The organism is Kibdelosporangium philippinense, assembly GCF_021390435.2.
GTDB classification, from domain to species: domain Bacteria; phylum Actinomycetota; class Actinomycetes; order Mycobacteriales; family Pseudonocardiaceae; genus Kibdelosporangium; species Kibdelosporangium philippinense.
Map to the genome: position 1 here is coordinate 683,426 of NZ_JAJVCN010000003.1, position 24,223 is coordinate 707,648.

Genomic DNA, 24,223 nt, shown 5'->3' on the forward strand with positions numbered 1-24,223 from the left:
CCAGTCGTGGTTATGTTGACGCAATGCTGTTGGCTGACGCGAACTTCCGCCTGGACGCGCAGGCCGTCGACTACGTCATTCTCGCCTTCTACTTCGTGATCGTGTTGGGCATCGGCCTGATCGCCCGCCGCTCGATCTCGAGCAGCCTGGACTTCTTCCTGTCCGGGCGCTCACTGCCCGCTTGGGTGACCGGACTCGCGTTCGTGTCGGCCAACCTCGGCGCGGTCGAAGTGTTCGGGATGACCGCGAATGGCGCGCAGTTCGGCATCCCGACCGTCCACTATTACTGGATCGGCGCGATCCCGGCGATGGTGTTCCTCGGCATCGTGATGATGCCGTTCTACTATGGATCGAAGGTCCGCAGTGTGCCGGAGTACCTCAACCGGCGCTTCGGCCCGGCGTCGCACCTGGTCAACGGGATCAGCTTCGCCACGGCGCAGGTGCTGATCTCCGGGATCAACCTGTTCGCGCTCGGCTCAGTGGTGAACGTGTTGCTCGGCTGGCCGTTGTGGGTCTCGATCGTGATCTCCGCGGCGATCGTGCTGACGTACACCGCGATCGGTGGTCTTTCCGCGGCCATCTACAACGAGGTGCTGCAGTTCTTCGTGATCATCGCGATGCTGATCCCGTTGACCGTGGTCGGTTTGCACCGCGTCGGCGGCTGGGACGGGCTCGTCGGGAGGATCACCGACAAGAGCAACGAGCTCAGTTCGTGGCCTGGCACCAACATCACCGGCATCGGCGACGCGACCCTGTCGGTGATCGGCATCGTGTTCGGTCTCGGTTTCGTCCTGTCCTTTGGATACTGGACGACGAACTTCGCCGAGGTCCAACGTGGACTGTCCGCGAAGAGCATGTCCGCGGCCAAACGCACGCCACTGATCGGCGCGTACCCGAAAGCGTTGCTGCCGTTGGTGATCGTGATCCCCGGCATGCTCGCCGCGGTTCTGTCCCCCGAACTCATGGCGGCGAAGGCTGCGCTGGCCGCGAATCCAAACGCGACAACGGACGTGCAGTTCAACGACGCGATCAAGCTGTTGATCCGGGACGTGCTGCCGAACGGAATGCTTGGTGTGGCGATCACGGGACTCGCAGCGTCCTTTATGGCCGGTATGGCCGCGAACATCAGCGCGTTCAACACCGTGTTCACGTACGACATCTGGCAGACCTACATCAAGAAGGACCGGCCGGACGGGTACTACCTGAAGGTCGGCCGGGTGATCACGGTCGTCGGTGTGCTCGCCGCGATCGGCACCGCGTTCATCGCGGCTGGTTACGAGAACATCATGACGTACCTGCAGACGTTGTTCTCGTTCTTCAACGCGCCACTGTTCGCCACGTTCATCCTTGGCTTGTTCTGGAAACGGATGACCCCGGCGGCTGGCTGGTCCGGTCTGGTCGCCGGAACCCTGTCCGCGATCGCCGTGTTCATCATGGCCAACGCGGGCGTGACGTGGTTCGGCGAACCGTCGAGCCAGGGGCCGAGCTTCGTCGGCGCCGGTGTCGCGTTCGTGGTCGACATTCTGGTCAGTGTGCTCGTTTCGCTGCGGACGCGGCCGAAACCCGACTCCGAGCTGACCGGTTTGGTGTGGTCGCTGACGCCGCGGGAGAGCCGCAAACATTCCGAGGACGGCGAAGACGGCGGCTGGTACCGCAAACCGGCCGTGCTCGCGGGCGGTGTGCTCGTGTTGACCTTGGTACTGAACATCATCTTCTGGTGAGGAGGCTGCGCCATGGCACGGCTGTTCGACCTGCGCTGGATCATCGCCCTGCTGTTCGGGGTGTACGGCGTGGTCCTGCTGGTCCTCGGGATCGGCTTCGAGACCGACGAGGACCGGATCAAGACCGGCGGGTTCAACGTCAACCTGTGGGTGGGCATCGGAATGCTGGTGTTCACCGCCTTGATGGCCACGTGGGCGCTTGTCCGCCCGGTGCAGGTACCTGAGGAGTCGAAATGAGGTGTTCCGTGCACGGGACGCGATGCAGGTCGCTACCGTGCACGGTGTGTTCCGAAGTGCTCGTGTCCTGCCGGCCGCTGCCGTTGTGCTGACCTTCGCCGCCTGCGCGACCCCGGTTGACCTGGGCAAAACCGTCACCAACAAGACGACGGTGAAAGCGGCGGGCTCGTTCAACGACGACGGGCTGCGCATGATCGACCCGTGCGGGCTGTTGGCCGACGACCTGGTCAGCGGCATCGGCAAGAAGAAGACGTCCGGCGTGCCGGACCGGCGCGGTTACTCGGAGTGCACGTACACCGTCAGCGACCCGGAGTCCGGTAAGGACATTCGGATGATCGTGAAGGTCGGTTCGAACCTGATCTCCGCGCCGAAGCAGGTGGCCAAGACCGTCGGCGGGCTTGGCGTGTTCGAGAGCCGGTCGAGCACGAGCTGCTCGATGACCGCCATCACCAGCCGCGACCCGGACCACGGCCTGGTCGCGACGGCCTACTGGGATGGCGGCGACCCGTGTGCCGCGGCGAACAAGCTGATCGAGACCTCGGTCAAAGCGGTGATCGACGGCAAGGCGAAGTACGAGGACACGCCGGGCAGTCTAGTGAAACTGGACCCCTGCGCGGCGATCGACGACAAGACAGCGGGCGATGTCCTCGGCGCGACGGTGAAGAAGGATCCCGACGACATCCGCAGCTGCGAGTTCTCGGCGCGCGGCGCGTCCATCCGTGTCAAGTACACGATCGACTACGACCCAGCGACCACGGCCAAGCAGTACAACCCGACCGTCGTCGAGCTCAGCGACAAGGCGAAGGCCGCGCAGAAGTACAAGACGAGCATTTCGCCGAACCGGTGCCAGATCGACTGGCTGCACCGGAGCCTTACCGGCAACCGCAGCGAGAACGTCAACGTGTCCTTCGAACGCACGCCGCCGGATTCTTCGCAGGATCCGTGCGTCAAGGGCGAGACCGCGGCCAAGGCGGTAGCCGCCAAACTGGCGAAGTCTTGATCTTTCGCCTTTCGCGCTGGCGTGGCATCGGGTAGGAAGGCGGAAGCCCAGCCCACCAGCGTCGGGAGGCCGCGGATATGAAGAAGATCATCAACGATCCGTCGACGGTCGTCGAGGAATCACTGCGCGGTGTGGCCCTTGCCCACGGCGACATCCTGAAAGTCCGGACCGATCCGGCCGTGGTGTACCGGGCGGACGCGCCGGTCACGGGCAAGGTCGCGATCATCTCCGGCGGCGGCTCCGGGCACGAGCCGATGCACGGCGGGTTCGTCGGTCTGGGCATGCTCGACGCCGCCTGCCCCGGCGCGGTGTTCACCTCACCGACACCCGATCAGGTACAGGCCGCGGTCGAGCACGTGAACGGCGGCGCGGGTGTGCTGCTGATCGTCAAGAACTACACCGGTGACGTGCTGAACTTCGAGACCGCGGCTGAGTTCGCCGCGGCCGAGGGCCTTGAGGTGCGGACCGTCGTGATCGACGACGACGTGGCGGTCAAGGACTCGCTGTACACCGCCGGGCGGCGTGGTGTTGGCGGGACGACGCTGCTGGAGAAGATCGTCGGCAGTGCCGCCGAGGGCGGATACAGCCTTGACGAAGTCGAAGCGTTGGCTCGCCGGGTGATCGGCTCGGTGCGCTCGATGGGTGTCGCGCTGACCGCGTGCACGGTGCCGCACGTCGGCGAGCCCAGTTTCGTGCTTGCCGACGACGAGATCGAGATCGGCATCGGGATCCACGGCGAGCCAGGCAGGCGCCGAGTCCCGCATCAGCCCGCGGACCAGCTCGTGCGGACCTTGCTGGAGCCGATCCTCGACGACCTGCCGTTCTCGTCTGGCGACCGGGTGTTGCTGTTCACCAACAGTATGGGCGGGACACCACTGGTCGAGTTGTATCTCGCGCATGGCATTGCCGAGCGCTTGCTTGCCGAGCGCGGGATCACGGTCGAGCGCAGACTGGTCGGGCCGTACGTGACCAGCTTGGAAATGCAGGGAATGAGCCTTTCGGTGTTGAAAGTGGACGATGAGATGCTGCGCTGGTGGGACGCGCCGGTGCGGACCGCCGCGTTGCGGTGGGGTGCCTGAATGACGTGCGACGCAGCAGGTGTGATCGCGGCCATGCGTTCGGTCGCCCAGGTGGTCGACGCGCATCGGGACGAACTGGTCACTTTGGACCGTGAGATCGGTGACGGCGATCACGGCGAGAACCTCAAGCGCGGCTTCACTGCCGTGTTGTCCAGACTGGACACTGCGGGCGACACGCCCGGTGCGGTGCTCAAAACAGTCGCGAGCACACTGATTTCGACCGTCGGCGGTGCCGCGGGCCCGTTGTATGGAACGGCGTTCATCCGGGCGGCGGCGAAACTCGGTGCTGCGGAGACGTTGACGCCAGAGTCCGTTGTGGATGCCCTGCAAGCGGCCCTTGAAGGCGTTGTGGCGCGCGGGAAAGCCGAACTCGGTGACAAGACCATGGTGGACGCTCTGACACCGGCGGTCGCCGCCGCAAGGGAAACTTCTGGGTCCATCGCGGACGTGCTCGCGGCCGCAGCGGATGCGGCCGACAAGGGCGCGCAGGACACCGTGCCTTTGGTCGCCCGTAAGGGACGTGCTTCGTACCTTGGCGAACGCAGCGCCGGGCATATGGATCCTGGCGCGCGGTCAACAGCGTTGCTGCTGCGGGCTTTCGCGGACGCGGCGTCGTGATCGGGCTCGTCCTGGTCTCGCACAGCGCGAAAATGGCCGAGGGATTGGCCGAACTCGCGGCCCAAATGGCGCCGGACGTCCGAATTCTGCCCGCTGGCGGACTGCCGGACGGCACTTTGGGCACGGATTTCGACGCCGTGTCCGCGGCTTTGGACCGTGCCGAGTCCGGCGACGGCGTCGTGCTGCTCTACGACCTAGGCAGCGCCAAGATGACCGCTGACCTGGCCGTTGAGATGCTCGGAGATCCTTCTCGCGCAGCCGTTGTCGACGCGCCCTTTGTGGAAGGTGCTGTGGCGGCAGCGGTTGCGGCGCAAGGCGGCGGCGATCTCGATGATGTGATGACCGCCGCAGTCTCCGCCGGTGCGCCGGACGAGGTTGTTGATGCCGGAACCGGTACCGAATTCCTATTGACCAACAAGGTCGGCCTGCACGCGCGACCGGCGGGACTTCTTGCCCGAACTGTTGCCGAACTTGACGCGCAAGTCACCGTACGATTCGGCGAGAAGCAAGCGAACGCGGCGAGTGTGCTCGCACTGATGAGTCTGGGCGCGCAGGGCGGCGACACGGTGGTGGTGTCGGCGACCGGTCCAGATGCCGCGGAAGCCTTGCGCCGGGTCGGCGAACTGGTGGCCCGCGGTTTCGACGAGTGAAGGACGGCGGATGCGGTGGTCACGGTGGGCTGTGCTCATCGCGGGGTTTGTGGTGGCAGGGTGTACAAGTCCGGTCGGTGGTGCGGCGTTGCCCGACCCTGGGTACACGCCACCGAGACGCAGCGAATCGACCGCGCAGGACCTGATCGGCAACGCGAACGCCCTTGATCCATGCAGCCTTCTGGACCCGTCGGCGCTGGAACAGTTCGGCGCCGCGCAGAAACCCGAGCAGGAGGCGTACGACTACTGCTGGCTGAAGCTGCCGGTCGGTAGCACCACAGTGGCCGTCCGTTTTGGACTGATGGAGCGGATGCGCGGAGAGTTACAGGCAACGGAAGTCGAACCGGTCGCCACTTTGCGAGTGTTCGAAGAGAACCCTGTCAAGGACCGTTGCGCGCGATACATCATGTTCAGCGACGGCGTGACCATGGCTGTGTCGGCCGACACTTTCGACACCCCAGCGGCCACAGTGCCCGAGCTGTGCTCGATCGCGGAGAAAGCAACGACCACGATCGCCGAGAACGTGGCGGCGAAGCGGATGAAACACCTGGACTACCCGGCGGATTCATTGGCACGGGTCGACGCGTGCCGCGCGGTGGCGGTGTCGCTGGCTCAGGTTCCTGGCCTGCCTGCCGGTGAGGTGATTAGTTATCCAGGGCGTCACCAATGCCGGTGGGGAATGGCGATGGCGCCGTCGTTGACGGTGCGGTTCGTGCTCGACGAACCATCAACCGCGCCGGAAGTGAAAACGGAGTCCATCGCAGGCAAGCAGACAGGTATATACAGCTCCGAAATCAACGGCCGGACAATCTGTGTCGCCGAGGTGAAGCACGGAAGCAGCCGTGAATTGGCCCAAGTGATCGTCCGCCTGCCACCGAACAACGCTGAACCAGCGTGTGCGGCGGCCCGCGTGGTGGCGACCGAGGCGTGGAGCAAGCTGCCTGCTTGATAACGGCCTCGCGGTGGGGCCCGATGTAGCGGGCGACGCCTCTGGAGGCCGCCATGACCATCGCCTGGCCGACCGTGGATCCCGACTTACCGCCGCCACCCCGCCGGCGCCGGTGGATATGGCCTGCCGCGGCCGGTGGCGTGGTGCTCATCGCGGTCGCTGTTGTCGCGTTGGTCCTGCCGTCTCGCTCGCCTCAGGTGAGCGCTCCTGTTGCTGTTACCGCTCCCAGCACGACTACCTCTGTGGTCACGTCAACACCGCCTGCACCGGACGCCTTTGCAGGCAACGGAAACACGGTCCTGGAACTCAAACGCTCGGGCGTGCTCACGTTCGAATGTCCACAGTGCACGGGCAATGTCGTGGTCGAATCAGGCGGAGTTGTTTTGTTGAAGGTCATCGGGGCGTACACCGGCAAGCGGTGGTTAGGTACGGCAGGTCGGGTCAACGTGAAAGCCAAGGGGACGTGGAAACTGTCCGTGACCGATCCGGAAACAGTGTCTGGTGAGGTGAGCGGCAGTGGCGACGCGGTGCTGATGCTGACCGAGACCTTCAAGTCCGCCAAGGTCACCAACAAAGGCAAAGGCGCGTTCGTGCTTATGGGTGACAAGTCGACAGTGATCCGCCGGACCGGCAACTACCAGGGCACTGTGCGGCTGACCGGACCCGTGCTTGTCCAGATCCAGTCGGCCGGAACGTGGACTATCACTCCTCAGTGACGATGCCCGCGACGATCTCGTAGAAGCCTGCCGGGTTGTCCACCATCGCGAAATGCCCGGAGTCGGGGACTGAATACGTTTTCGTGTGCTTGAGCAGAGGAAGCAGGTAGTCGACGCGTTCCTCGGCGCCGCCGTAGACATACGCCCTGTTCTTGATGTTCAGGAAGTATTCAAGCAACTGACCACCATCCGACCAGTCCACGAGAGACCGTGAAATCTGGTGGATAGCGACCGGATCACACTGTGGATACCATCGTGCCCAAGCCTGAACGTCCTTACGCTCCGACTGCCTGAGCCGCTCAGAGAAGCGGTAAAAACCCTTGGTGGTAAACATATCGAAGGACATGCGTGCCGTTTTCGCGCTGACCAGCGCGCAATCCTCGGCTACCAGATTGCCTTCGACGCTTACGAAGCAGGCCACGTCCATCCGTTGCGCGACAAGCAGTCCGACCGCGCCACCCATACTGTGCGCCACCAGGGAAACCCGCTTCGCCCCGACGGCCTCGATCCGATCCAGCGCGACCTCGGCGTACGCCTCCACGGTGTTCTCCCGCAGACTCGGCGCTTGCCCATGCCCCGGAAAATCCAGCGCACACAGGGAGAAGTCGGCCAACTCGGCGGCTTGGAACGCATCGGCGTAACACTCTTTCGCGCAGCCTATGCCGTGCATGAACACGATCAGGTGCTCGCCCGACTTCCGCGACATCGTGGCCAGTTGAAGCTCCTGTTTCTCGACGAAAGTGTTACCCAGGCATTCGCCGAACATGCTAACGGCGGCTTGCTCGGCTGCGAATGAGCTGAGCACACGAGGAAGCATTCCGGGAGGAGTGCCCATGAAAACGCCAGCCGCGCACAAGGCCATCAAGGTCATCGTGGCCACTATCGCCGCCGTCGTCCTGCTCGGAATCGGCGGCGCGATCGGCCGCTTTCAGACCGATGCCGACATCGAGCCAGTCGCCGCTACAGCACCCGCCACTGTCACCGTGACCAAGACGGCCACACCGCCACCGGCGACGACGATCACGGCGCCAGCGCCGCCTCCTGTCACCGTCACCTACACCCCGCCGACGCCGACTGGTTTCGGCGACGGGATCTATGCGGTAGGCAGCGACATACAACCTGGTCGATACAAGACAGAGGGTGCGGATCGCTGCTACTTCGCCCGGTTGAAGGACGACTCAGGTTCGTTCGAGTCGATCATCGCCAACAACAACCTCAGCGGCCCAGGTTCGGTGACCGTGAAGAAAGGCGAATTCTTTGAGGTCAAGGGCGATTGCACGTGGGTGAAGGCGTAAACCCGGCGGGTACGGCTTGTTCAGAACCGTACCCGCTCTGGGAGCGTCAGGACTGATTTCCTTCCGCGATGGCCTCGCGGACCGCTTTTCTCAGTTCCTCCGAAGTGACCTCACGGTCGTTGGCGACCGCTTCGGTCAGGTGGTCGACGGCGGCAAGAAGCCCGGCCTGCTGCGATTCCACCTTGGATTCCAGTGCGTCCAAACGGGCCTTGATCGCGCCGGTGTGGCCGTCGGTCGCGGCGAAGAGCCAGCGAAGCAGGAATTCCCCGCTGACGGGCGGCTCGCCAGGGTCGTTCGTGCGCCTGATGGACGTGTTCAGCAGCTTGTCGACGACCAGTTGGGCGTCAGCGTCGGTGAGTGGCAAGTCGTCCTCCTCGGTGATCGGCGGCCCGGCGGCCAGTGCGTTGATCTGTCCAATAGCGGCGTATGCGTGATTTCCTGGGCAGCCAGTGGCTTTGACGTCGCGGTGCCCGCCGTTGAGCTGGGCGTTGCGAATCCAGCCGTTGCGGCGTGCTTCTTGCAGCAGCCACGCCGCTGCCCGGAGTTGCCTGTTCGTCGGACGGATGTTGTCGTAGTTGCCGATGAAGCAGATCGCGCGGGCCCTCGAGTTCCGGCCGCCGGTGTGTGTTCCGAGCCGGTTGGCGCTGTGGCCCTCGAACACCCTGCCGGACTCTGTGATCAGCCACGTGTACGAAATTCCTGTACCGAACCGGCTTTCGCCGACGGCTTCGACGTCACGGATCTTCGCGGCGTCTTGCTGAAGCGTCGCATTCGGCCCGGCCGAACCCGTGACGCTGTGGTGTAACCACATCTCGCTCGCCGGCAACGGCGCAGAACCTGAGCCGTTGTCATGGCGGGCACCCCACTCGCCACGGAGGATGATCCTCATTCGTGCCTCCGTTACCTGTTGCTTCCGGTTCTCCCCAACTCCAGATCAGCAAGTTCGAAACCCTTGTGGCACAGGCGTAGATGCTTGCTGTCGCGCCAGCACTCGCAAGGTTGATCAGAAAACCCGCCCACTGCCTGCTGCAAACGGGCGCGGACCAATCGGTCGTATGGCCGATTTTAGCCGAAATAACGGCGTCGTTGGGAACTTCGAGCCGGTTCAGGTGTCCAGCGACCATGGGCCGAAAACGCGCCCATTCGGGTGTATCAGCGGACCGCGCCGACCACCAAAAGCACCATCCACACCCCTTTCGACCTGAGAGAACTCACGATTGGCGCAGTGTGCCGGTGCGGACGTCGCATCGACGTCACCGCGAAGTCTCTACCAGCGTGAGTATCAAAGGAGTGTGGACTCGATCAGAACAGTCGGAACTCGTCGGATTCCATGCCACGCAACGCGTCGTAGTCCAGCACGACACAGCGGATTCCGCGGTCCTCAGCCAATGTCCTTGCTTGCGGCTTGATCTGCTGCGCGGCGAAGACGCCCTTGACGGGCGCGAGCAGCGGGTCGCGGTTGAGCAGCTCCAAGTACCTGGTCAGCTGCTCGACGCCGTCGATCTCGCCGCGACGCTTGATCTCCACGGCCACCGACACGCTCTCGGCGTCGCGGCACATCAGGTCGACTGGACCGATCGCGGTCGGGAACTCGCGGCGGACAAGCGTCCACCCTTCACCGAGCGTGGTCACGTGCTCGGCCAGCAGCTCCTGCAGGTGGGCCTCAACGCCGTCCTTGATCAGGCCTGGGTCGATGCCGAGTTCGTGCTTGGAGTCGTGCTGGACTTCCTCGATCGTGATGATCAGCTTCTCGCCGCCCTTGTTCTGGACGGTCCACAGGCCTTCCTCTTCGGTCAGCCAGCACGGCGGGCTCATCCAGTTCAGCGGCTTGTACGAGCCGCCGTCCGAGTGCACGAGGACCGAACCGTCCGCCTTGACCATCAGCAACCGCATGGCCATCGGGAGATGCGCGGTCAGCCGTCCGACGTAGTCAACCTGGCAGCGAGCTATCACTAGACGCACCGGGGCAGGGTAACGGATGCGTGATCGCAGCCAGTGACACGATGAGTCCATGCAGACGATCAACACCCGTCAGGTGTACGAAAACCCCTGGATGCGGCTCCGCGAGGACGAGATCCGACGCGCCGACGGGTCGGCTGGCATCTACGCGGTGGTCGACAAGCCGACGTACGCCCTGATCATCCCGCTCGACGGCGACCGCCTGCACATGGTCGAGCAGTTCCGTTACCCGATCGGCCTACGCCGCTGGGAGTTTCCGCAGGGTACGGCGCCTGGGATGGCCGATACGGATCCGCTTGAGCTCGCCGCGCGGGAGCTGCGTGAGGAGACCGGGTTGCGGGCAGGCCAGATGACTGAACTCGGGCTGCTGGACGTCGCGCCCGGATTGTCCAGCCAGCGTGGGCGGGTCTTTCTGGCGACCTCGTTGACCGAGGGGGCGCATGAGCGTGAGCACGAGGAACAGGACATGCGTACGGCTTGGGTTGAGCGGAAGGAGTTCGAGGCGATGATCCAGCGCCAGGAAGTCACCGACGCCCAGTCCATCGCCGCGTACGCGATGCTGCTGATGCACGAACGGTCGCAGCACGGCTAACGTGCAGGTCATGCCGATGAACCTGATCCACCGCAGGCTCTGCCGGTCGGACGGCTGGGTCAGAGGCGTCCGCGAAACCCTGATGCCGTGGACCCTCGACGGCGTCGACCTCGGCGACGACGTACTGGAGATCGGGCCGGGATTCGGCGCGACGACCAGGGTGCTGGTCGACAAGGTGCCGAGGCTGACCGCGGTCGAAGTGGATCCGGCGTCGGTGAAGCTGCTGACCGGGCAGTTCCCGAGCGTGACTGTCATCGAAGCTGACGGTGCCGAACTTCCGTTGCTGGACAACAGCTTCAGCGCGGTCACGTGTTTCACGATGCTGCATCACGTGCCTTCGCCAGCCGAACAGGACCGACTGTTCGCGGAGACGTTCCGTGTCCTCAGGCCACAGGGGCTCTTCGTCGGTCTGGACAGCAGACCGAATCTGAGGTTCCGGTTCATTCACCTGTTCGACACGATGATCGTCGTCGACCCGGACACGCTGCCAAGACGCCTGGAAGCCGTGGGATTCCGGGACGTCGAGATCGCCATGACCGAGACCCGGTTCCGTTTCCGCGCCCGCAAGCCCTAATCCGGCCAGGATGGCTTGCGCTTCTCGAGGAACGCGGCCATTCCTTCACGGGCGCCGGGCAGCTGTGAAGCGGATGCCATGACCTCCAAGGCAATGGCGTACGCGTCCGCCTCGGGACGGTCCAGCTGCGCGTAGATTGTCTGCTTTCCCAAGGCTTTACTGGCCATGCTGCCTCGAGTAGCCCGTGCCAGCAAGGCATCCACGGCATCGTCCAACTCGGAATCCGGCACGACCTGGTTGACCAGTCCCCACTCCAAGGCGACCGACGCGGGAATGGTGTCGCCCGTGAGCACCAGTTCCATCAAGCGTTTACGACCGATCGAGCGCGCCACAGGAACAGCTGGAGTGTGGCAGAACCAGCCGCCTTTCCCACCCGGCAAAGCAAATCCCGCTGAAGAAGCAGCCACAGCAAGGTCGCACGAGGCTACGAGCTGACATCCCGCGGCCGTCGCCAAGCCGTGCACGCGGGCGATCACGACCTGCGGCACCGACTGGATGGTCTGCATCAACTCCGTGCACAGTTGAAGCAGGGACCGGACGCCCATGAGGTCACGGGAGGCGACGTCGCCGAAGTCGTGCCCCGCGGAGAACACCGGGCCGTCACCTGCGAGCACGATCCCGGAGGCGTCCGAGGATGCGGCGGTTTGAAAGGCTGACAGCAGCTCGGACAGGTGCTCGAACGACAGCGAGTTACGCCGGGACGCTCGGTTCATCGTGATCCGGACGGTGTCGCCGTCGGTCTTGACCAGGATGTGCTTCATGCACCGACGCTAGCCCGCCTTGACAGACTCGCCAACACCGACAGCCGGTCTTCCACCTTGATCCGCTGCGTGGTCGACCGTTCCGGGTGCCGCCGCATGAACAGATCCGTGAAGTACGTCCCGTAGTGCATATAGCCGTTCATCGGGCCGAGCACCGGCCGCAGGCCCATGTCGAACACCGGCTCGTGGAAGTACGTCATCACCACTTCGTCATGACTGTGCACGACGGCTTCGAGTGGGGTCGTCCGGATGTGACCGTTGGTCAAGAACTCCATCAGCTCGCCCGGCGTCGCGGTCAGCGCGCCGTCTTCGACCGTGATCATCAACAGGCCGTGCGAGCTGAGCTCGTGGATGCCGGTCGGGAAGCGCTGCACGAGCATGTGGTGCCAGCCGTCTTCGGTCAGCGCGTTCAGTGACTCGAAATCGGACAGGTTCAGTCCGATCGCGATCAGGTGCATCAGTTTCTCGCCGATCCGGCCGAGCTCGTCGGTGAACGTCCGCATCGCGCGCCGGTACTCCATGCTCGGCCACGGTGCCGGTCCGTGGGCTGGCCAGTTCGCGCCAACCCTGACGTCCTCACGCGGCACGTCCTGGCAGATCATGTACGTCTCGACGGCTCCGGCCGCCGAGTAGCCAGCGTAGGTCAGGTCGCTGACACAGCGGGACTTCAGGTGCACCGGCTGCCTGAAGTACTGCCTGCTCGCCTGGACCGCGTCGTCGACCTTGCGGGTCTGCCAGCGGTCACAGGAGATCTGGAACATGCCGTCGGCAAGCCACGCCTTGATCAGCTCGGCGGCCAGCTGGACGTCGAGTTCGGTCCCCTCGACGCAATCCGGTAGTCCGAACGTACGAACGTCGGCCATTGTCCCTGCCTTCCATTCCCTTGGAGCGCAACGGACATACGGACCGGTCATAGTCACTGGTTCGGACTACCGGGCAGTAACGTTTTCACACCTCCTCGAGCACCGACCGCAGGAACGTCTTCGTCCGCTCCTGCTGCGGCTCGTTGAACATCTGCTCGGGCGCGGCGTCCTCGATGATCTTTCCTTCGTTGAACATGAGCACACGGTTGGAGACGTCCCTTGCGAACCGCATCGCGTGCGTCACCAGCAGCATCGTCACGTCGCTTGTCTTGGCCACGTCCCGCAGCACGTCGAGCACCTCGGCGGCGATCTCCGGGTCGAGCGCGGACGTCACCTCGTCGAGCAGCAGGATCTCAGGCTCCACGGCCAAAGCGCGCGCGATCGCCACGCGTTGCTGCTGACCGCCGGACAGCTGAGAGGGGTAGAAGTCCGCTTTGTCCAGCAGTCCGACGGTTTCCAGCAGTTCGCGCGCCTTCTCCTCGGCTTCGTCCTTCTGCTTGCCGAGGACGTGGATCGGCGCCTCGGTGATATTGCGAAGAACCTTCATGTTTGGGAACAGGTTGAACTGCTGGAAGACCATCGTCACCTTGCTGCGCACGCTGCGCGTGTGCGCCTCGCTGGCCTCGACGAGCTCCTCGCCCCGTTTCTCGTGCCACAGGTACTCGTCGTCGATCGAGATCGTCCCCGAGTCAGGTTTGGTCAGTGTCATCAGCATCCGCAGGATCGTGGTCTTGCCCGACCCGCTCGGGCCGATCAGCGTCACGCGCTCGCCGTCGGCGATGCTGAACGACATGTCGTCGAGCACGACGTTGTCGCCGAACCGTTTGCTGACGTTGCGGAAATCGACGAAACTCATGCTGCCACCCCGTTGAACCGGCGCTCCACGATCCTGCCCACATAGGACAGAACGAGCGCGACTGCCAGATAGAGCAAGCCGGCCATGGTGATCGGCTCGAATGGACGGAACGTGTCCGCGATGATCTCGCGCCCGACCGTGAACGGTTCCGCGACGGTGATCGCCACCAGTTGCGGAACGTCCTTGAACAGCGCGATGGAATAGTTTGTCAGCGCGGGAATCGAGCGCGGAACCGCCTGCGGCAGGATCACGCTTGTCCACACGCGACGGCGCGGCAGGTGCAGCGCGACGGCCGCGTCCCACTGTCCAGGTGGGACACCTTCGATCCCGGCGCGATACACCTCAGAGGTGTATGTGGCGTAGTGCAAACCGAGTCCGATGATGCCCGCGGCGAGCGGTGACAAAGCCAAACCCAGCTGTGGCAACACAAAGAAGAGGAAGAACAGCTGGATCAGCAGTGGCGTGCCACGGATGAATTCGACGATGAATCCAATCGGAACGCTGATCCACCGCTGATGACTCCGCCGCGCCAGGGCGAAGACCAAGCCGAGCACCAAAGCGACGATGTAGCCGACAACGGTCGCGATCAGTGCCGTCAGCAGGCCGTCAAGCAGCTGCGGCAGGATGTCGAACGCGTAGTTCCAGTCGAAGTTCATGCCCATGCGACCTTTCGCTCAAGCAGCCGCACACCGGTCATGAAGATCAACGCCATCAGGCCGTATCCGATCAGCAGGCCGCCGAAAACCGCTGCGGCACGGCCGTTTCCGCTCCAGATCAGCTGGCCGTTGAAGGTCAGTTCCGGAATGGACACCACGGCGACCACGGCCGTGGCCTTGAGTTGTTCGATGACGTTGTTGCCAAAGGACGGGATCATCGCCCGGACCGCCTGTGGCAGCACGACCCTGCGCATCCCTTGCGTCGGCGTGAAGTTCAGCGCGGTCGCGGCCTCAACTTGGCTTGACGGAACGGCTTGGATCGCGCCGCGAACGACTTCACCCGAATAGGCGCCCATGTTGAGCCCCAGCGCGAGAATGCCCGCGAAGGTGGGATCCAGTTGCCAGCCAAGGGAAGGAAGTGCGTACACGAACCAGAAAGCGAGCACGAGCACAGCAGCGCCGCGGAACAGTTCGACGTACAGGAAACCTATGGAACGCAAGAACTTGTTGTGACTGACCCTGGCCAGTCCAACCGGGAAAGCGATGATCAGCGCGAGGGCCATCCCGCCGAGCGTGAGCAGAATGGTCTTCCACGCGCCGTAGAGCAACAGTCCTATTTGGGCGCTGGACATCAGGCCTCCGGTGCCGCGCAGAGCTGGCGCGAGGTCATGTCCGTCATCTCGGCCTCAGTGAAGCCGAACGGGCGCAGGATGCGCAGCAGCTCACCGGACTGCTTCAGATCGGCGAGCTCCTTGTTGAACGCGGCCACGATAGTGGTCTGGTCCGGCAGGAACGCAAACCCGCCTGAGGTGAACTGCGGCTTACCGTCCACTTCGGGCACGAACGGCGTCGTCACTTCCAGTGGCGCGCCAGGGTTTTTGCCGAGGACGTCCCGCAACGAGATCGCCGTCAGCGAAAACGCGTCCACCCGGTCGGTTGCCACCGCTTCGAGGCCACTCGGCTGGTTCTGGTACGCCGTGATCAAGTTCTCTGGTACGCCGTTGGCAACGGCGTAGTCCTTTTCGGTCGCGCCGATCAGCACGCCCATCCGCAGCTTCTGCTGCTCCACTTCGGCGAATGTCTTGATCCCTTTTGGATTCCCTTTAGGCACAAGGAAAGCAGCTGGCGCGATGAAGTCCGGATTGGTGAACAGGACTTGCTTGCAGCGCTTGGGCAAAATGGACATACCCGCGCCGATCACGTCGAAAAGGCCAACCTTGAGACCGGCGATCAGCGAGCCGAACTCGGACGGAATCGGCACGAGAGTGGGCACCCCAAGCCGTTGGAACACGACCTTGGCGACTTCGGCGGCCTCGCCGGTCAACTCCGCTTCGGAGTTGATGAAGCTGTACGGCGCTTCGTTGGCGAAGCCGATCCGTACCTCACCTTCTTGTCTGAGCCGATCGAGTAACGAACCCCCATTCGGCTCTGCGGACAGATCCACCCTGGTGCAGCCAGGCAGGGCGAGCGAAAGCGCCCCTGCCGCGGCGGCCTGCAGCAGCAGTCGTCGAGAAGCCACTCGACGACCGTAGGTGGTTCATCCGCGCAGGTCAACACGATCCGAAGTGGACGGACGAGGTTTCAGCTGGTCAGGCCGTGCGTTTCCCTTACCAGATCGACGATTCCGGCCATGATCTCAGTGAGCTCGTAGTCCTTCGGCGTGAAGACGCGAGCGATTCCTTTGTCCAGCAAGGCTTTGGCGTCATCGGGCGGCACGATACCGCCGACGACAACCGGGATGTCGTCGGCTCCAGCCGCCCGCAGGCCCTCCACCACCGCGGGTACCACTTCCAGATGCGATCCGGACAGCACAGACAACCCGACCACGTGGACGCCTTCTTGCACGGCGGCGGCCACGATCTGGTCCGGCGTCAACCGGATACCCTGATAAACAACTTCGAAACCAACATCTCGCGCGCGAACCGCAACTTGTTCCGCGCCGTTGGAATGACCGTCAAGACCAGGCTTTCCAACCAGCATGCGCAGCCGTTCGCCCAGCTCAGCACTAGTTTGGAGAACCCGCGTGCGCACTCGTGCGAGTTCAACGCCCGCCTCGCCGGTAGACACACCAGAAACCCCAGTCGGCGCACGGTATTCGCCGAACACCTCGCGCAGCGCGCCGGACCACTCACCCGTGGTCACCCCGGCTTTCGCGCAGACAAGTGTTGCTTCCACGAGGTTCACATCGGTCTTCGCGGCCGCCCGCAGCCCGTCCAGCGCTTCGTCCACAGCGGCCTGATCGCGGCTTGACCGCCACGCCTGAATCGCCTCGATCGCCTGCTTTTCCACGGCCGGATCGAGCTGTTCGATCGCCTTGGCGCCCTCAGCCTGCAACGGCGAGGGCTCGGTGGTGTCGAACTTGTTGACGCCGACGATGACCTCCTCGCCGGACTCGATGCGCATCCTCCGTGCCGCAAGGGATCCGACCAGCTGGGTCTTCATGTATCCACTTTCGACAGCGGCAACCGCCCCGCCCATCGCCTGCACACGATCGATTTCCTCGCGCGCGCCACGGAGGATTTCGTCCACTTTGGCCTCGATGACCGGTGAACCGTCGAAAATATCCTCGTACTCAAGCAAATCCGTCTCGTATGCCAGAACCTGCTGCATTCGAAGAGCCCACTGCTGGTCCCACGGCCGCGGCAGCCCAAGCGCCTCATTCCACGCGGGCAGCTGAATCGCGCGAGCACGTGCGTTGCGGGACAAGGAAACCGCGAGCATCTCCAGCACGATCCGCTGAACGTTGTTCTCCGGCTGGGCTTCGGTCAGTCCCAGCGAGTTCACCTGCACGCCGTAGCGGAACCTGCGGTGCTTGGGGTTCTGAACCCCGTACCGCTCAAGGGTAATCTCATCCCAGAGCGCGGCAAACGCCCGCATCTTGCACATTTCCTCGACGAACCGCACGCCCGCGTTGACAAAGAAGGACATCCGGGCAACAACCGACCCGAACTCCTCCTCAGGAACCTGGCCAGAGTCCCGGACCGCATCAAGCACCGCGATCGCCGTGCACATCGAATACGCCAGCTCCTGCACCGGATTGGCCCCGACTTCCTGCAGGTGATAGCTGCAGATGTTGATCGGGTTCCACTTCGGCACGTTGGTGACGGTCCACGCGACCATGTCCGTGATCAGCCGCAACGACGGCCCTGGCGGGAAGACGTACGTCCCGCGCGACAGGTACTCCTTGATGATGTCGTTCTGCGTGGTCCCGGTGAGCTTGGAAATGTCCGCGCCCTGCTCTTCGGCGACCGTCGTGTACAACGCGAGCAGCCACATGGCCGTCGCGTTGATGGTCATCGAGGTGTTGGCCTCAGCCAGCGGAATGCCGTCGAACAGCTGGCGCATGTCGCCGACGTGACTGATCGGCACGCCCACCTTGCCGACCTCACCACGTGACAACTCCTGGTCAGGGTCGTATCCGGTCTGCGTTGGCAGGTCGAATGCGACCGACAGTCCTGTTTGCCCCTTGGCGAGGTTGCGGCGGTAGAGCGCGTTGGACGCCGTCGCCGACGAGTGGCCGGCGTAGGTCCGCATGACCCACGGCCGGTCACGCTCACGATCGGTCGGGTACGGCATGGGAACCTCCGTTCACGCGCGGATTCCCTGACGGTACTGGCAGGTAACCGCCCAATAACGTGCACTGACTCACAAAATCGAGAAAGTCACGTCCTGGTGTCGACGCCCACGTTCAGCAGCACGTTGTACCCGCTGGTGACGTCGCCGGTGACAGTCCCGAGCTGCAACCCGTTCGTGTCATCCCTGAAGACGTCGTCACTGGTCAGGCTCACCCGCTGAAGCGCGGCCACGGATTGCCCGTAACCCGGCTGTGCGTAGACAGCGTCACACGCGTTCTTCGGCAGCGCGACCTGGGAGGTGGCGATCGCGTTGTCGGCATCGGTGATCGACGCCTGGTCCGGGTACATCTCGAAGTGCACACGCGGCCAACGCCCGGGATAACAGGCGGGGAAGATGCTGGTGAACCGCACCCGGCCAGTCGCGTCGGCGATCTGGACGCCGCGGAGGTAGTTCTGGTTTTCGGCGCCCCGGGTGTACATCGAGTAGCGGCCTTCGCGGTCGCATTGCCAGACGTAGACAGCTACGCCCGCGAAGGGCGATCCGCCCCTGGCCAGGTCAGCGACGACGAGTTCCAGGGTCATCGGCACGCCTTGGGCCGTGCCGTTGGACGCGCCGAAGCTCGACCGGATGTCACTGCGGACGACCCCGCTTTGTTCCAGGACGTCGGGACCGTTTGAGCCGTCACCCGGGTAGGGGCCGCCGGTTTCCTCCGGGATCTCGGTCAGGGTGTTCGAGGGTGCCGAACCGGGCCCCGGGCTCGAGCTTTGGCTGGAACCTGGGCTTTGGCTGGGCCCTGGGCTCGGGCTGCAAGCGGCCACAGCCGCCCCCGCCGCGCCGAGCCCAAGCAGCCGCAGTGCTCGGCGACGGTCGAACAGCGTGCCAAGGTCGAAGCTGAGCCCCTGGTCCACCACTTCGTCGTGGGGCCTCGGCAGGCGTCGGCCCTCGTAGGTCAGTTCGGGTTCGGTCATGAGAACAATGCTCACGCCACGAGTTATGTGCCGACTGTGGAAGTCCTGTCCGTTCGCTGTTGGAACCCGGCCCTATGGCTGGCACTGAATGCCACCTGTGGTCGAGCTGGAACCGATTGCCCGCCTCGTTCGTTGCCGATTTCGGAAGGCGCGCGGGCAGGGGCGTCTAGCGCTCAGGCGCCTCGGTGACACGCTCGACATTCGCACCCAGCCGCACGAGGTTCTCCACGAACCCAGGGTAGCCGCGGTCGATGTGGAACACGTCCCAAACCTCGGTCACGCCATCCGCGCACAACCCGGCCATCACGAGACCCGCGCCCGCGCGGATGTCGGAAGCCCACACCGGTGCGCTGGAAAGCTTCTCCACGCCACGGATGACGGCGTGGTGCCCGTCGGTCCGGGCGTCCGCGCCCAGCCGCATCATCTCCTCGACGAAGCGGAACCGGGCCTCGAACAGGTTCTCGGTGATCATCGCGGTGCCCTCGGACACGGCACACAGGGCGATCGCGAAAGGCTGCAAATCCGTGGCGAACCCGGGGTAAGGCAGCGTGACGAAGTCCACGGACTTCGGCCGCGAAGCCATCACGACCCGGAATGCCTTGTCGTCGTAGACCGTGACCTCGGCGCCGGCGGTGCGGAGCTTGTCGAGCACGAGGTCGAGGTGGTGCGGGTCGACGCCGCGAACGGTCAGGTCGCCACGAGTGACCGCGGCAAAGAAAGCCCAGGTCGCGCCAACAATCCGGTCACCGATAACGCGGTGCTCCGTCGGCTGCAGGGACTCGACACCGTGCACGGTCAGCGTGGAAGTGCCCGCGCCCTCGATCTTGGCGCCCATCTGCTGCAGCATCGTGCACAGGTCGACGATTTCCGGCTCGCGCGCGGCGTTGTCGATCACCGTTGTGCCGTCGGCTAGAACCGCGGCCATCAGGATGTTCTCGGTCGCGCCCATGCTCGGGAAGTCCAGCCAGATCTGCGCGCCGTGCAGCCCCTGCGCCTCTGCCACCACAGATCCGTGTTCGATCTCGCTCGTGGCGCCGAGCTGACGCAGACCGTTCTGGTGCATGTCCAGTGGTCGTGACCCGATCGCATCTCCGCCCGGCAAGGCGACCACAGCACGGCGGCACCGGCCGACAAGCGGGCCGAGCACGCACACCGACGCACGAAGTTTGCCCATGGAAGCCGCATCTGGCTTGTGGTCGAGCTTTGCCGGCGTCGTGATCACCACCGCGTCGCCGTTGACGCTCACCTCGCAGCCGATGCTGCGCAGGACGTCCGCCATGTACGGCACGTCAAGGATCTGTGGGCAGTTGGTCAGCGTTGTCGTGCCCTCCGCGAGCAACGCCGCTGCCATCAGCTTGAGCACACTGTTCTTGGCACCGACGACATCTACGTCGCCGACGAGTCTCGCGCCGCCGTGAACCCGGAAGTGCTCAGACACGCACCCTCCCGCATGAATGACCCTTGGATGAGCGCCAATCGTACGGCTGTCCGTTTGTCACTCGGATTCGGATGCGCCCGCGGCTTCCACTCGTTGCCTCAGCCGCATCAACGGCTTCTCCGCCAGCTCCACGAAGTGGTGCATGGTCAAGTCGGCTGCCCGCGCGCTGTCACCAGTCTCGATCGCTTCGGCGATCGCGCGGTGATCGTCCAGCGCGCGTTGCCGGATCATCGTGTCGTAGGGCAGGGAATCCGTGCCGAAGGTCAGCTGGATCCGCAGCTGTGAGTCGATGCTCACGTAATAGGGGTTGCCGGTTGCCTCGGCGACCGCGGAATGCAGCGTGTGGTCCGCGGTACGCATGACATCGCGGTCTTCGGCTTTTTCGTATGCCTCAACCGCTGCCCAGATCTTGCGGATGTGTTCGTCGGTACGCCGTTCGGCCGCGAGCCCGGCGATCATCGGCAGCAGCGAGCGGGTCAGGTCGAACAACCAGGTGAGGTGCTGCCAACGCGGCAACAGCATGCTGCGGATGTGCGAGCCGGATTCCGGTCCCCACGTGCTGTGCACACGCACTCCGCCACTGCGTCCTCGGGTGATCCCCACGTAGCCAAGGGATTCCAGCTGATGCAGCGCGTCACGCAGAGTTGTCCGGCTGACGTTGAGCCGTGCGGCGAACTCACGCTCCGGCGGGAGCTTTTGGCCCGGCAGCAACGCACCGAGCGCGATCGCGGTGATCAGCCGGTCGACCAGCTGTTCCGCGGCCGACTTGACCTTCATCGGCCCAGCCGGCGCCAAGTCGAGGCTCAGTCTGAGCGACGGCCCCTCACTAGCACTTGCTCTCAAAGTCCAACGCTCCCTGCGCAGCCGAGCATCGAACATAGCTGACTCTGATCACTTTAAGGCGTCGGAAAGTTAAGGACCAGTATTTAGCCCGAATCGTATACGAACTCGTGGCTACGCCCTTGTCACATAAGGTTCAGGCATGGCCGTGCACCTCACCCGCATCTACACCCGTGTCGGCGACGACGGCACGACTGGACTCGGCGATTTCTCCCGCGTGCCGAAGACCGACCCGCGGCTGGCGGCCTACGCCGATGTCGACGAAGCCAACGCGGCCATCGGAGTCGTCGTCGCGACCGGCAACCAGCCCGACGAGATCGTCGAGGTGCTGCGGGTCGTCCAGAACGACCTGTTCGACGTCGGTGCGGACCTGTGCAATCCGATCGTCGAAGACCCCAAGTACCCGCCGCTGCGGATCACCGACGGCTACATCACGCGGCTGGAAACCTGGTGCGACCAGTTCAACGAGCGTCTGCCCAAGCTGGAGTCGTTCATCCTGCCCGGCGGCACGCCCGGCGCGGCCTATATGCATGTGGCGCGAACCGTAACGCGCCGGGCCGAACGCACGACGTGGGCATTGATCGAAGCAGACGCCGAACGAACCAACCTCCTCGCCGCCAAGTACCTCAACAGACTCTCCGACCTGCTGTTCATTCTGTGTCGCCTGGCCAACCCGGACGGTGACGTCCTGTGGCAACCGGGTGGTGCGGGAATCAATTAGCGGGGACATCCGCGCTTTGTGTTCCTTTTGGTCTTAGAGTGTGTGGCTGCGAACTGAGGGCTACTAGGAGGTGACCATGCCCACGGGTGAGCCCGCTGGTAGTGGTCCCACCGCGCGCAGGATGGTGCTTGGCAGCCAGTTGCGACGACTGCGCGAGGCGAAAGGCATCACCCGCGAGGACGCGGGCTACGCGATCCGCGGCTCCGGTTCCAAGATCAGCCGGGTCGAGCTCGGTCGCGTCAGCTTCAAGGAACGCGACGTCGCCGACCTGTTGACGCTGTACGGCGTGACCGACGAGAGCGACCGGGACATCTTCCTCGGCCTGGTCCGCGAGTCGAACCAGCCGGGCTGGTGGCAGCGCTACAACGACCTGATGCCGCACTGGTTCCAGGACTTCGTCGGTCTCGAGGAGTCGGCTTCCCGGATCCAGACCTACGAGGTCCAGTTCATCCCTGGCCTGCTGCAGACCGAGGATTACGCCCGCGCGGTGATGCTGCGCGGCCGTCCGGACGCCCCGCCCGAGGAGATCGAGCGGCGCGTCAACCTGCGGATGCAGCGGCAGCGGCTGTTGGCGTCGCCGCAGGCCCCAAGGCTGTGGGCGGTCATCGAAGAGGCATGCATCCACCGCCAGATGGGCGGCGTGAAGGTTCTGCGTGACCAGCTGGAGCACCTGCTCGATCTGACCAGGATGTCCAATATCTCCCTGCAGATCCTGCCGTACGAGCTTGGCGGATCGGCCGCGGAGACGCCGTTCACCCTGCTGCGGTTCGCCGAGCCGGAGCTGCCGGACATCGTCTACCTCGAGCACCTGTGCGGCGCGCTCTACCTGGACAAGACCGACGAGGTCGAGGTCTACAACAAAGCCGCACATCGGCTGGTTGTCGAGGCGGAGACGCCGGAGCAGACCCGCAGGACCATCTCCAAGGTGCTCAAGTCGCTGTAGCGATACGCCCCAATCCGGAGGGTTTGCGGCCTTTGGTCGCCGAAAACGCGACATTTGCACGCAAACGTTCCGCACACCGGTGTAATTACGCAGCGCTTGAACGGGCAGACACCCGATGATCACGGTCGACTGTCTACAGCCGACACGCCCGACAGTCATCACAATTTGACCCTCACGCGGGTTATGTGTGGCATGAATCGACCGCTACGCGAGCGTAGGAGTGCAATCGATCTCACCCTGAGCGAGCAGGGACTACGCACTGTCGACAAAACTCGCCAAGATCACCCCGGGACAGACCAACTGTGAAATTCGTGCAGATGCACGTGCATGCGCACGGGCAACGGGGCGTGCTACCTTGCTAGTGCACGAAGATCCAGACGTGCCGCCGCCAAGGCAAGTCGGGGAAAAGGTGGGAGCACTCCATGACGGCAGTACACAACGGGGTTTCCGCGGACCGCCTCGGTGGCGTCGATTGGCGCCGAAGCCGGATGAGCGGCGCGGTCGGTAACTGTGTCGAGGTCGCGACGCTCGAGTCTGGCGAGATCGCGGTCCGCAACTCCAGGTTTCCCAACGGTCCAGCACTGATCTACACCCGGGCTGAGATGGCTGCCTTCCTCGCAGGCGCGAAGGATGGCGAATTCGACGACGTCCTGTTGTGACGAAGGTGGCGACATGGACGACTTCGAGGCACAACTCAAGGAGCTGATCTCCCTAGGGTTCAGCTTCGCGCACCCGCGCGACGCGATGGGGGAGGTCGCCGCCGTCGTCGGCGTGCGCGTCCACCACGGCGTGGTCGACGTGGTGCAGATCTATGGCGAGCACGATGCCGACGCCACCCGTATCCCGGGTGACGAGTTGGACATCTTCTTTCCCTACAAGGTTTTCTGGCGCTCAAGCGGCCCGTCGGCCGCTGTCGTCGCAGAATTGCTGGCCCTGCCGGATCCCGAACCCGGTGACATACCGAAGGTCAACGGGTGCTGGGTTCCGGCCCGTCCTGGCAGGTCGAAATGGCTGTCCGCGTCCGCGTGAGTCCGGCCGTGCTGCCGCGCGAAGGCAGCTCGGCTCCCCGAGCCTTCATCCGTGAACTGGGAGTACGACTTGCCGCAGGGGTGACTCGACTGAGTCGCTCCCGCGGCGCCAAACAAAACCATTAGCCTCCTCTACCAATCCGCCCGTACGCCGAGTACGAATCGATGGGCGTGCAGGGTGCG

28 protein-coding genes are annotated in these 24,223 nt (G+C 64.1%); 15 read left to right on the forward strand and 13 right to left on the reverse strand.

Annotated elements, in window-relative coordinates; translation table 11 throughout:
- Nucleotides 1–23 precede the first annotated feature (23 nt).
- From LWC34_RS35110 to LWC34_RS35145, 8 genes are all read left to right on the forward strand, one after another.
- On the forward strand, nucleotides 24–1,721 hold the full coding sequence (locus LWC34_RS35110) for a sodium:solute symporter family protein (protein WP_233729563.1): 1,698 nt from the start codon (nucleotides 24–26) through the stop codon (nucleotides 1,719–1,721).
- A 12-nt stretch (nucleotides 1,722–1,733) separates the two neighbouring features.
- Entirely contained in the window at nucleotides 1,734–1,958 is a 225-nt protein-coding gene (locus tag LWC34_RS35115; RefSeq protein ID WP_233729564.1) for a hypothetical protein, read from the forward strand.
- Between the two features lies 1 nt (nucleotide 1,959).
- The gene (locus LWC34_RS35120; protein ID WP_233729565.1) at nucleotides 1,960–2,958 is read left to right on the forward strand and encodes a DUF3558 domain-containing protein; all 999 of its coding nucleotides are present in this window, start codon (nucleotides 1,960–1,962) and stop codon (nucleotides 2,956–2,958) included.
- 77 nt (nucleotides 2,959–3,035) lie between these two features.
- Entirely contained in the window at nucleotides 3,036–4,037 is a 1,002-nt protein-coding gene (dhaK, locus tag LWC34_RS35125; protein WP_233729566.1) for a dihydroxyacetone kinase subunit DhaK, read from the forward strand.
- On the forward strand, nucleotides 4,038–4,655 hold the full coding sequence (gene dhaL, locus LWC34_RS35130) for a dihydroxyacetone kinase subunit DhaL (RefSeq protein WP_233729567.1): 618 nt from the start codon (nucleotides 4,038–4,040) through the stop codon (nucleotides 4,653–4,655).
- Nucleotides 4,652–5,305, forward strand: coding sequence for a dihydroxyacetone kinase phosphoryl donor subunit DhaM (gene dhaM, locus LWC34_RS35135; protein ID WP_308200185.1), 654 nt, complete (start codon nucleotides 4,652–4,654; stop codon nucleotides 5,303–5,305). The genes dhaL and dhaM overlap by 4 nt, the downstream gene beginning before the upstream one ends.
- Before the next feature lie 10 nt (nucleotides 5,306–5,315).
- The gene (locus tag LWC34_RS35140; RefSeq protein ID WP_233729568.1) at nucleotides 5,316–6,254 is read left to right on the forward strand and encodes a DUF3558 family protein; all 939 of its coding nucleotides are present in this window, start codon (nucleotides 5,316–5,318) and stop codon (nucleotides 6,252–6,254) included.
- A 53-nt stretch (nucleotides 6,255–6,307) separates the two neighbouring features.
- A complete protein-coding gene (locus LWC34_RS35145; RefSeq protein ID WP_233729569.1) occupies nucleotides 6,308–6,970 on the forward strand; it encodes a hypothetical protein in 663 nt (220 codons plus the stop codon).
- On the opposite strand, the gene LWC34_RS35150 is transcribed toward LWC34_RS35145, so the two are convergent.
- Complete coding sequence (locus LWC34_RS35150) at nucleotides 6,957–7,775, reverse strand: alpha/beta fold hydrolase (RefSeq protein ID WP_233729570.1); 819 nt, start codon at nucleotides 7,773–7,775, stop codon at nucleotides 6,957–6,959. The genes LWC34_RS35145 and LWC34_RS35150 overlap by 14 nt on opposite strands.
- 28 nt (nucleotides 7,776–7,803) lie before the next feature.
- On the opposite strand from LWC34_RS35150, the gene LWC34_RS35155 reads away from it, so the two are divergent.
- Entirely contained in the window at nucleotides 7,804–8,265 is a 462-nt protein-coding gene (locus tag LWC34_RS35155; RefSeq protein ID WP_233729571.1) for an Rv1352/Rv1906c domain-containing protein, read from the forward strand.
- 46 nt (nucleotides 8,266–8,311) lie between these two features.
- Here the strand turns inward: LWC34_RS35155 and LWC34_RS35160 are convergent, their stop codons facing one another.
- Both LWC34_RS35160 and nucS read right to left on the reverse strand, forming a co-directional pair.
- Nucleotides 8,312–9,154 carry an N-acetylmuramoyl-L-alanine amidase gene (locus tag LWC34_RS35160; RefSeq protein ID WP_233729572.1) on the reverse strand — a complete coding sequence of 281 codons (843 nt, stop codon included), beginning with the start codon at nucleotides 9,152–9,154 and terminating at the stop codon, nucleotides 8,312–8,314.
- 413 nt (nucleotides 9,155–9,567) lie between these two features.
- Nucleotides 9,568–10,227 carry an endonuclease NucS gene (gene nucS / locus LWC34_RS35165; RefSeq protein ID WP_233729573.1) on the reverse strand — a complete coding sequence of 220 codons (660 nt, stop codon included), beginning with the start codon at nucleotides 10,225–10,227 and terminating at the stop codon, nucleotides 9,568–9,570.
- A gap of 49 nt (nucleotides 10,228–10,276) precedes the next feature.
- Here nucS and LWC34_RS35170 point away from each other — a divergent pair, with 49 nt between their 5' ends.
- Nucleotides 10,277–10,816, forward strand: coding sequence for an NUDIX domain-containing protein (locus LWC34_RS35170; RefSeq protein ID WP_233729574.1), 540 nt, complete (start codon nucleotides 10,277–10,279; stop codon nucleotides 10,814–10,816).
- Nucleotides 10,817–10,826: 10 nt separating this feature from the next.
- Nucleotides 10,827–11,390, forward strand: coding sequence for a class I SAM-dependent methyltransferase (locus LWC34_RS35175; protein ID WP_233729575.1), 564 nt, complete (start codon nucleotides 10,827–10,829; stop codon nucleotides 11,388–11,390).
- On the opposite strand, the gene LWC34_RS35180 is transcribed toward LWC34_RS35175, so the two are convergent.
- The 10 genes from LWC34_RS35180 to LWC34_RS35225 form a co-directional block, all read right to left on the reverse strand.
- Nucleotides 11,387–12,151: an enoyl-CoA hydratase-related protein gene (locus tag LWC34_RS35180; protein WP_233729576.1), complete on the reverse strand. Its 765-nt coding sequence runs from the start codon at nucleotides 12,149–12,151 to the stop codon at nucleotides 11,387–11,389. The two genes, LWC34_RS35175 and LWC34_RS35180, sit on opposite strands and share 4 nt — an antisense overlap.
- Complete coding sequence (locus tag LWC34_RS35185; protein WP_233729577.1) at nucleotides 12,148–13,014, reverse strand: 2-oxoglutarate and iron-dependent oxygenase domain-containing protein; 867 nt, start codon at nucleotides 13,012–13,014, stop codon at nucleotides 12,148–12,150. Before LWC34_RS35185 ends, LWC34_RS35180 begins: the two co-directional genes overlap by 4 nt.
- Nucleotides 13,015–13,099: 85 nt before the next feature.
- On the reverse strand, nucleotides 13,100–13,870 hold the full coding sequence (gene ehuA / locus LWC34_RS35190; protein ID WP_233729578.1) for an ectoine/hydroxyectoine ABC transporter ATP-binding protein EhuA: 771 nt from the start codon (nucleotides 13,868–13,870) through the stop codon (nucleotides 13,100–13,102).
- Nucleotides 13,867–14,526, reverse strand: coding sequence for an ectoine/hydroxyectoine ABC transporter permease subunit EhuD (gene ehuD / locus LWC34_RS35195; protein WP_233729579.1), 660 nt, complete (start codon nucleotides 14,524–14,526; stop codon nucleotides 13,867–13,869). Before ehuD ends, ehuA begins: the two co-directional genes overlap by 4 nt.
- On the reverse strand, nucleotides 14,523–15,158 hold the full coding sequence (gene ehuC, locus LWC34_RS35200) for an ectoine/hydroxyectoine ABC transporter permease subunit EhuC (protein ID WP_233729580.1): 636 nt from the start codon (nucleotides 15,156–15,158) through the stop codon (nucleotides 14,523–14,525). The genes ehuD and ehuC overlap by 4 nt, the downstream gene beginning before the upstream one ends.
- Nucleotides 15,158–16,045, reverse strand: a complete 888-nt coding sequence (ehuB, locus tag LWC34_RS35205; protein WP_233729581.1) for an ectoine/hydroxyectoine ABC transporter substrate-binding protein EhuB — start codon at nucleotides 16,043–16,045, stop codon at nucleotides 15,158–15,160. Before ehuB ends, ehuC begins: the two co-directional genes overlap by 1 nt.
- Nucleotides 16,046–16,107: 62 nt before the next feature.
- A complete protein-coding gene (locus tag LWC34_RS35210) occupies nucleotides 16,108–18,102 on the reverse strand; it encodes an ethylmalonyl-CoA mutase (RefSeq protein WP_233729582.1) in 1,995 nt (664 codons plus the stop codon).
- An 86-nt stretch (nucleotides 18,103–18,188) separates the two neighbouring features.
- Entirely contained in the window at nucleotides 18,189–19,070 is an 882-nt protein-coding gene (locus LWC34_RS35215) for a dioxygenase family protein (protein ID WP_233729583.1), read from the reverse strand.
- A gap of 166 nt (nucleotides 19,071–19,236) precedes the next feature.
- The gene (gene murA / locus LWC34_RS35220) at nucleotides 19,237–20,508 is read right to left on the reverse strand and encodes a UDP-N-acetylglucosamine 1-carboxyvinyltransferase (protein WP_233729584.1); all 1,272 of its coding nucleotides are present in this window, start codon (nucleotides 20,506–20,508) and stop codon (nucleotides 19,237–19,239) included.
- A 57-nt stretch (nucleotides 20,509–20,565) separates the two neighbouring features.
- Complete coding sequence (locus LWC34_RS35225; protein WP_233729585.1) at nucleotides 20,566–21,285, reverse strand: FadR/GntR family transcriptional regulator; 720 nt, start codon at nucleotides 21,283–21,285, stop codon at nucleotides 20,566–20,568.
- A gap of 205 nt (nucleotides 21,286–21,490) precedes the next feature.
- On the opposite strand from LWC34_RS35225, the gene LWC34_RS35230 reads away from it, so the two are divergent.
- From LWC34_RS35230 to LWC34_RS35245, 4 genes are all read left to right on the forward strand, one after another.
- Nucleotides 21,491–22,069 carry a cob(I)yrinic acid a,c-diamide adenosyltransferase gene (locus tag LWC34_RS35230; protein ID WP_233729586.1) on the forward strand — a complete coding sequence of 193 codons (579 nt, stop codon included), beginning with the start codon at nucleotides 21,491–21,493 and terminating at the stop codon, nucleotides 22,067–22,069.
- Between the two features lie 76 nt (nucleotides 22,070–22,145).
- Nucleotides 22,146–23,012 carry a Sco1979 family transcriptional regulator gene (locus tag LWC34_RS35235; protein WP_233729587.1) on the forward strand — a complete coding sequence of 289 codons (867 nt, stop codon included), beginning with the start codon at nucleotides 22,146–22,148 and terminating at the stop codon, nucleotides 23,010–23,012.
- 422 nt (nucleotides 23,013–23,434) lie between these two features.
- Complete coding sequence (locus LWC34_RS35240) at nucleotides 23,435–23,671, forward strand: DUF397 domain-containing protein (protein ID WP_037268232.1); 237 nt, start codon at nucleotides 23,435–23,437, stop codon at nucleotides 23,669–23,671.
- A gap of 13 nt (nucleotides 23,672–23,684) precedes the next feature.
- On the forward strand, nucleotides 23,685–24,041 hold the full coding sequence (locus LWC34_RS35245; protein WP_233729588.1) for a hypothetical protein: 357 nt from the start codon (nucleotides 23,685–23,687) through the stop codon (nucleotides 24,039–24,041).
- Nucleotides 24,042–24,223: the final 182 nt, after the last annotated feature.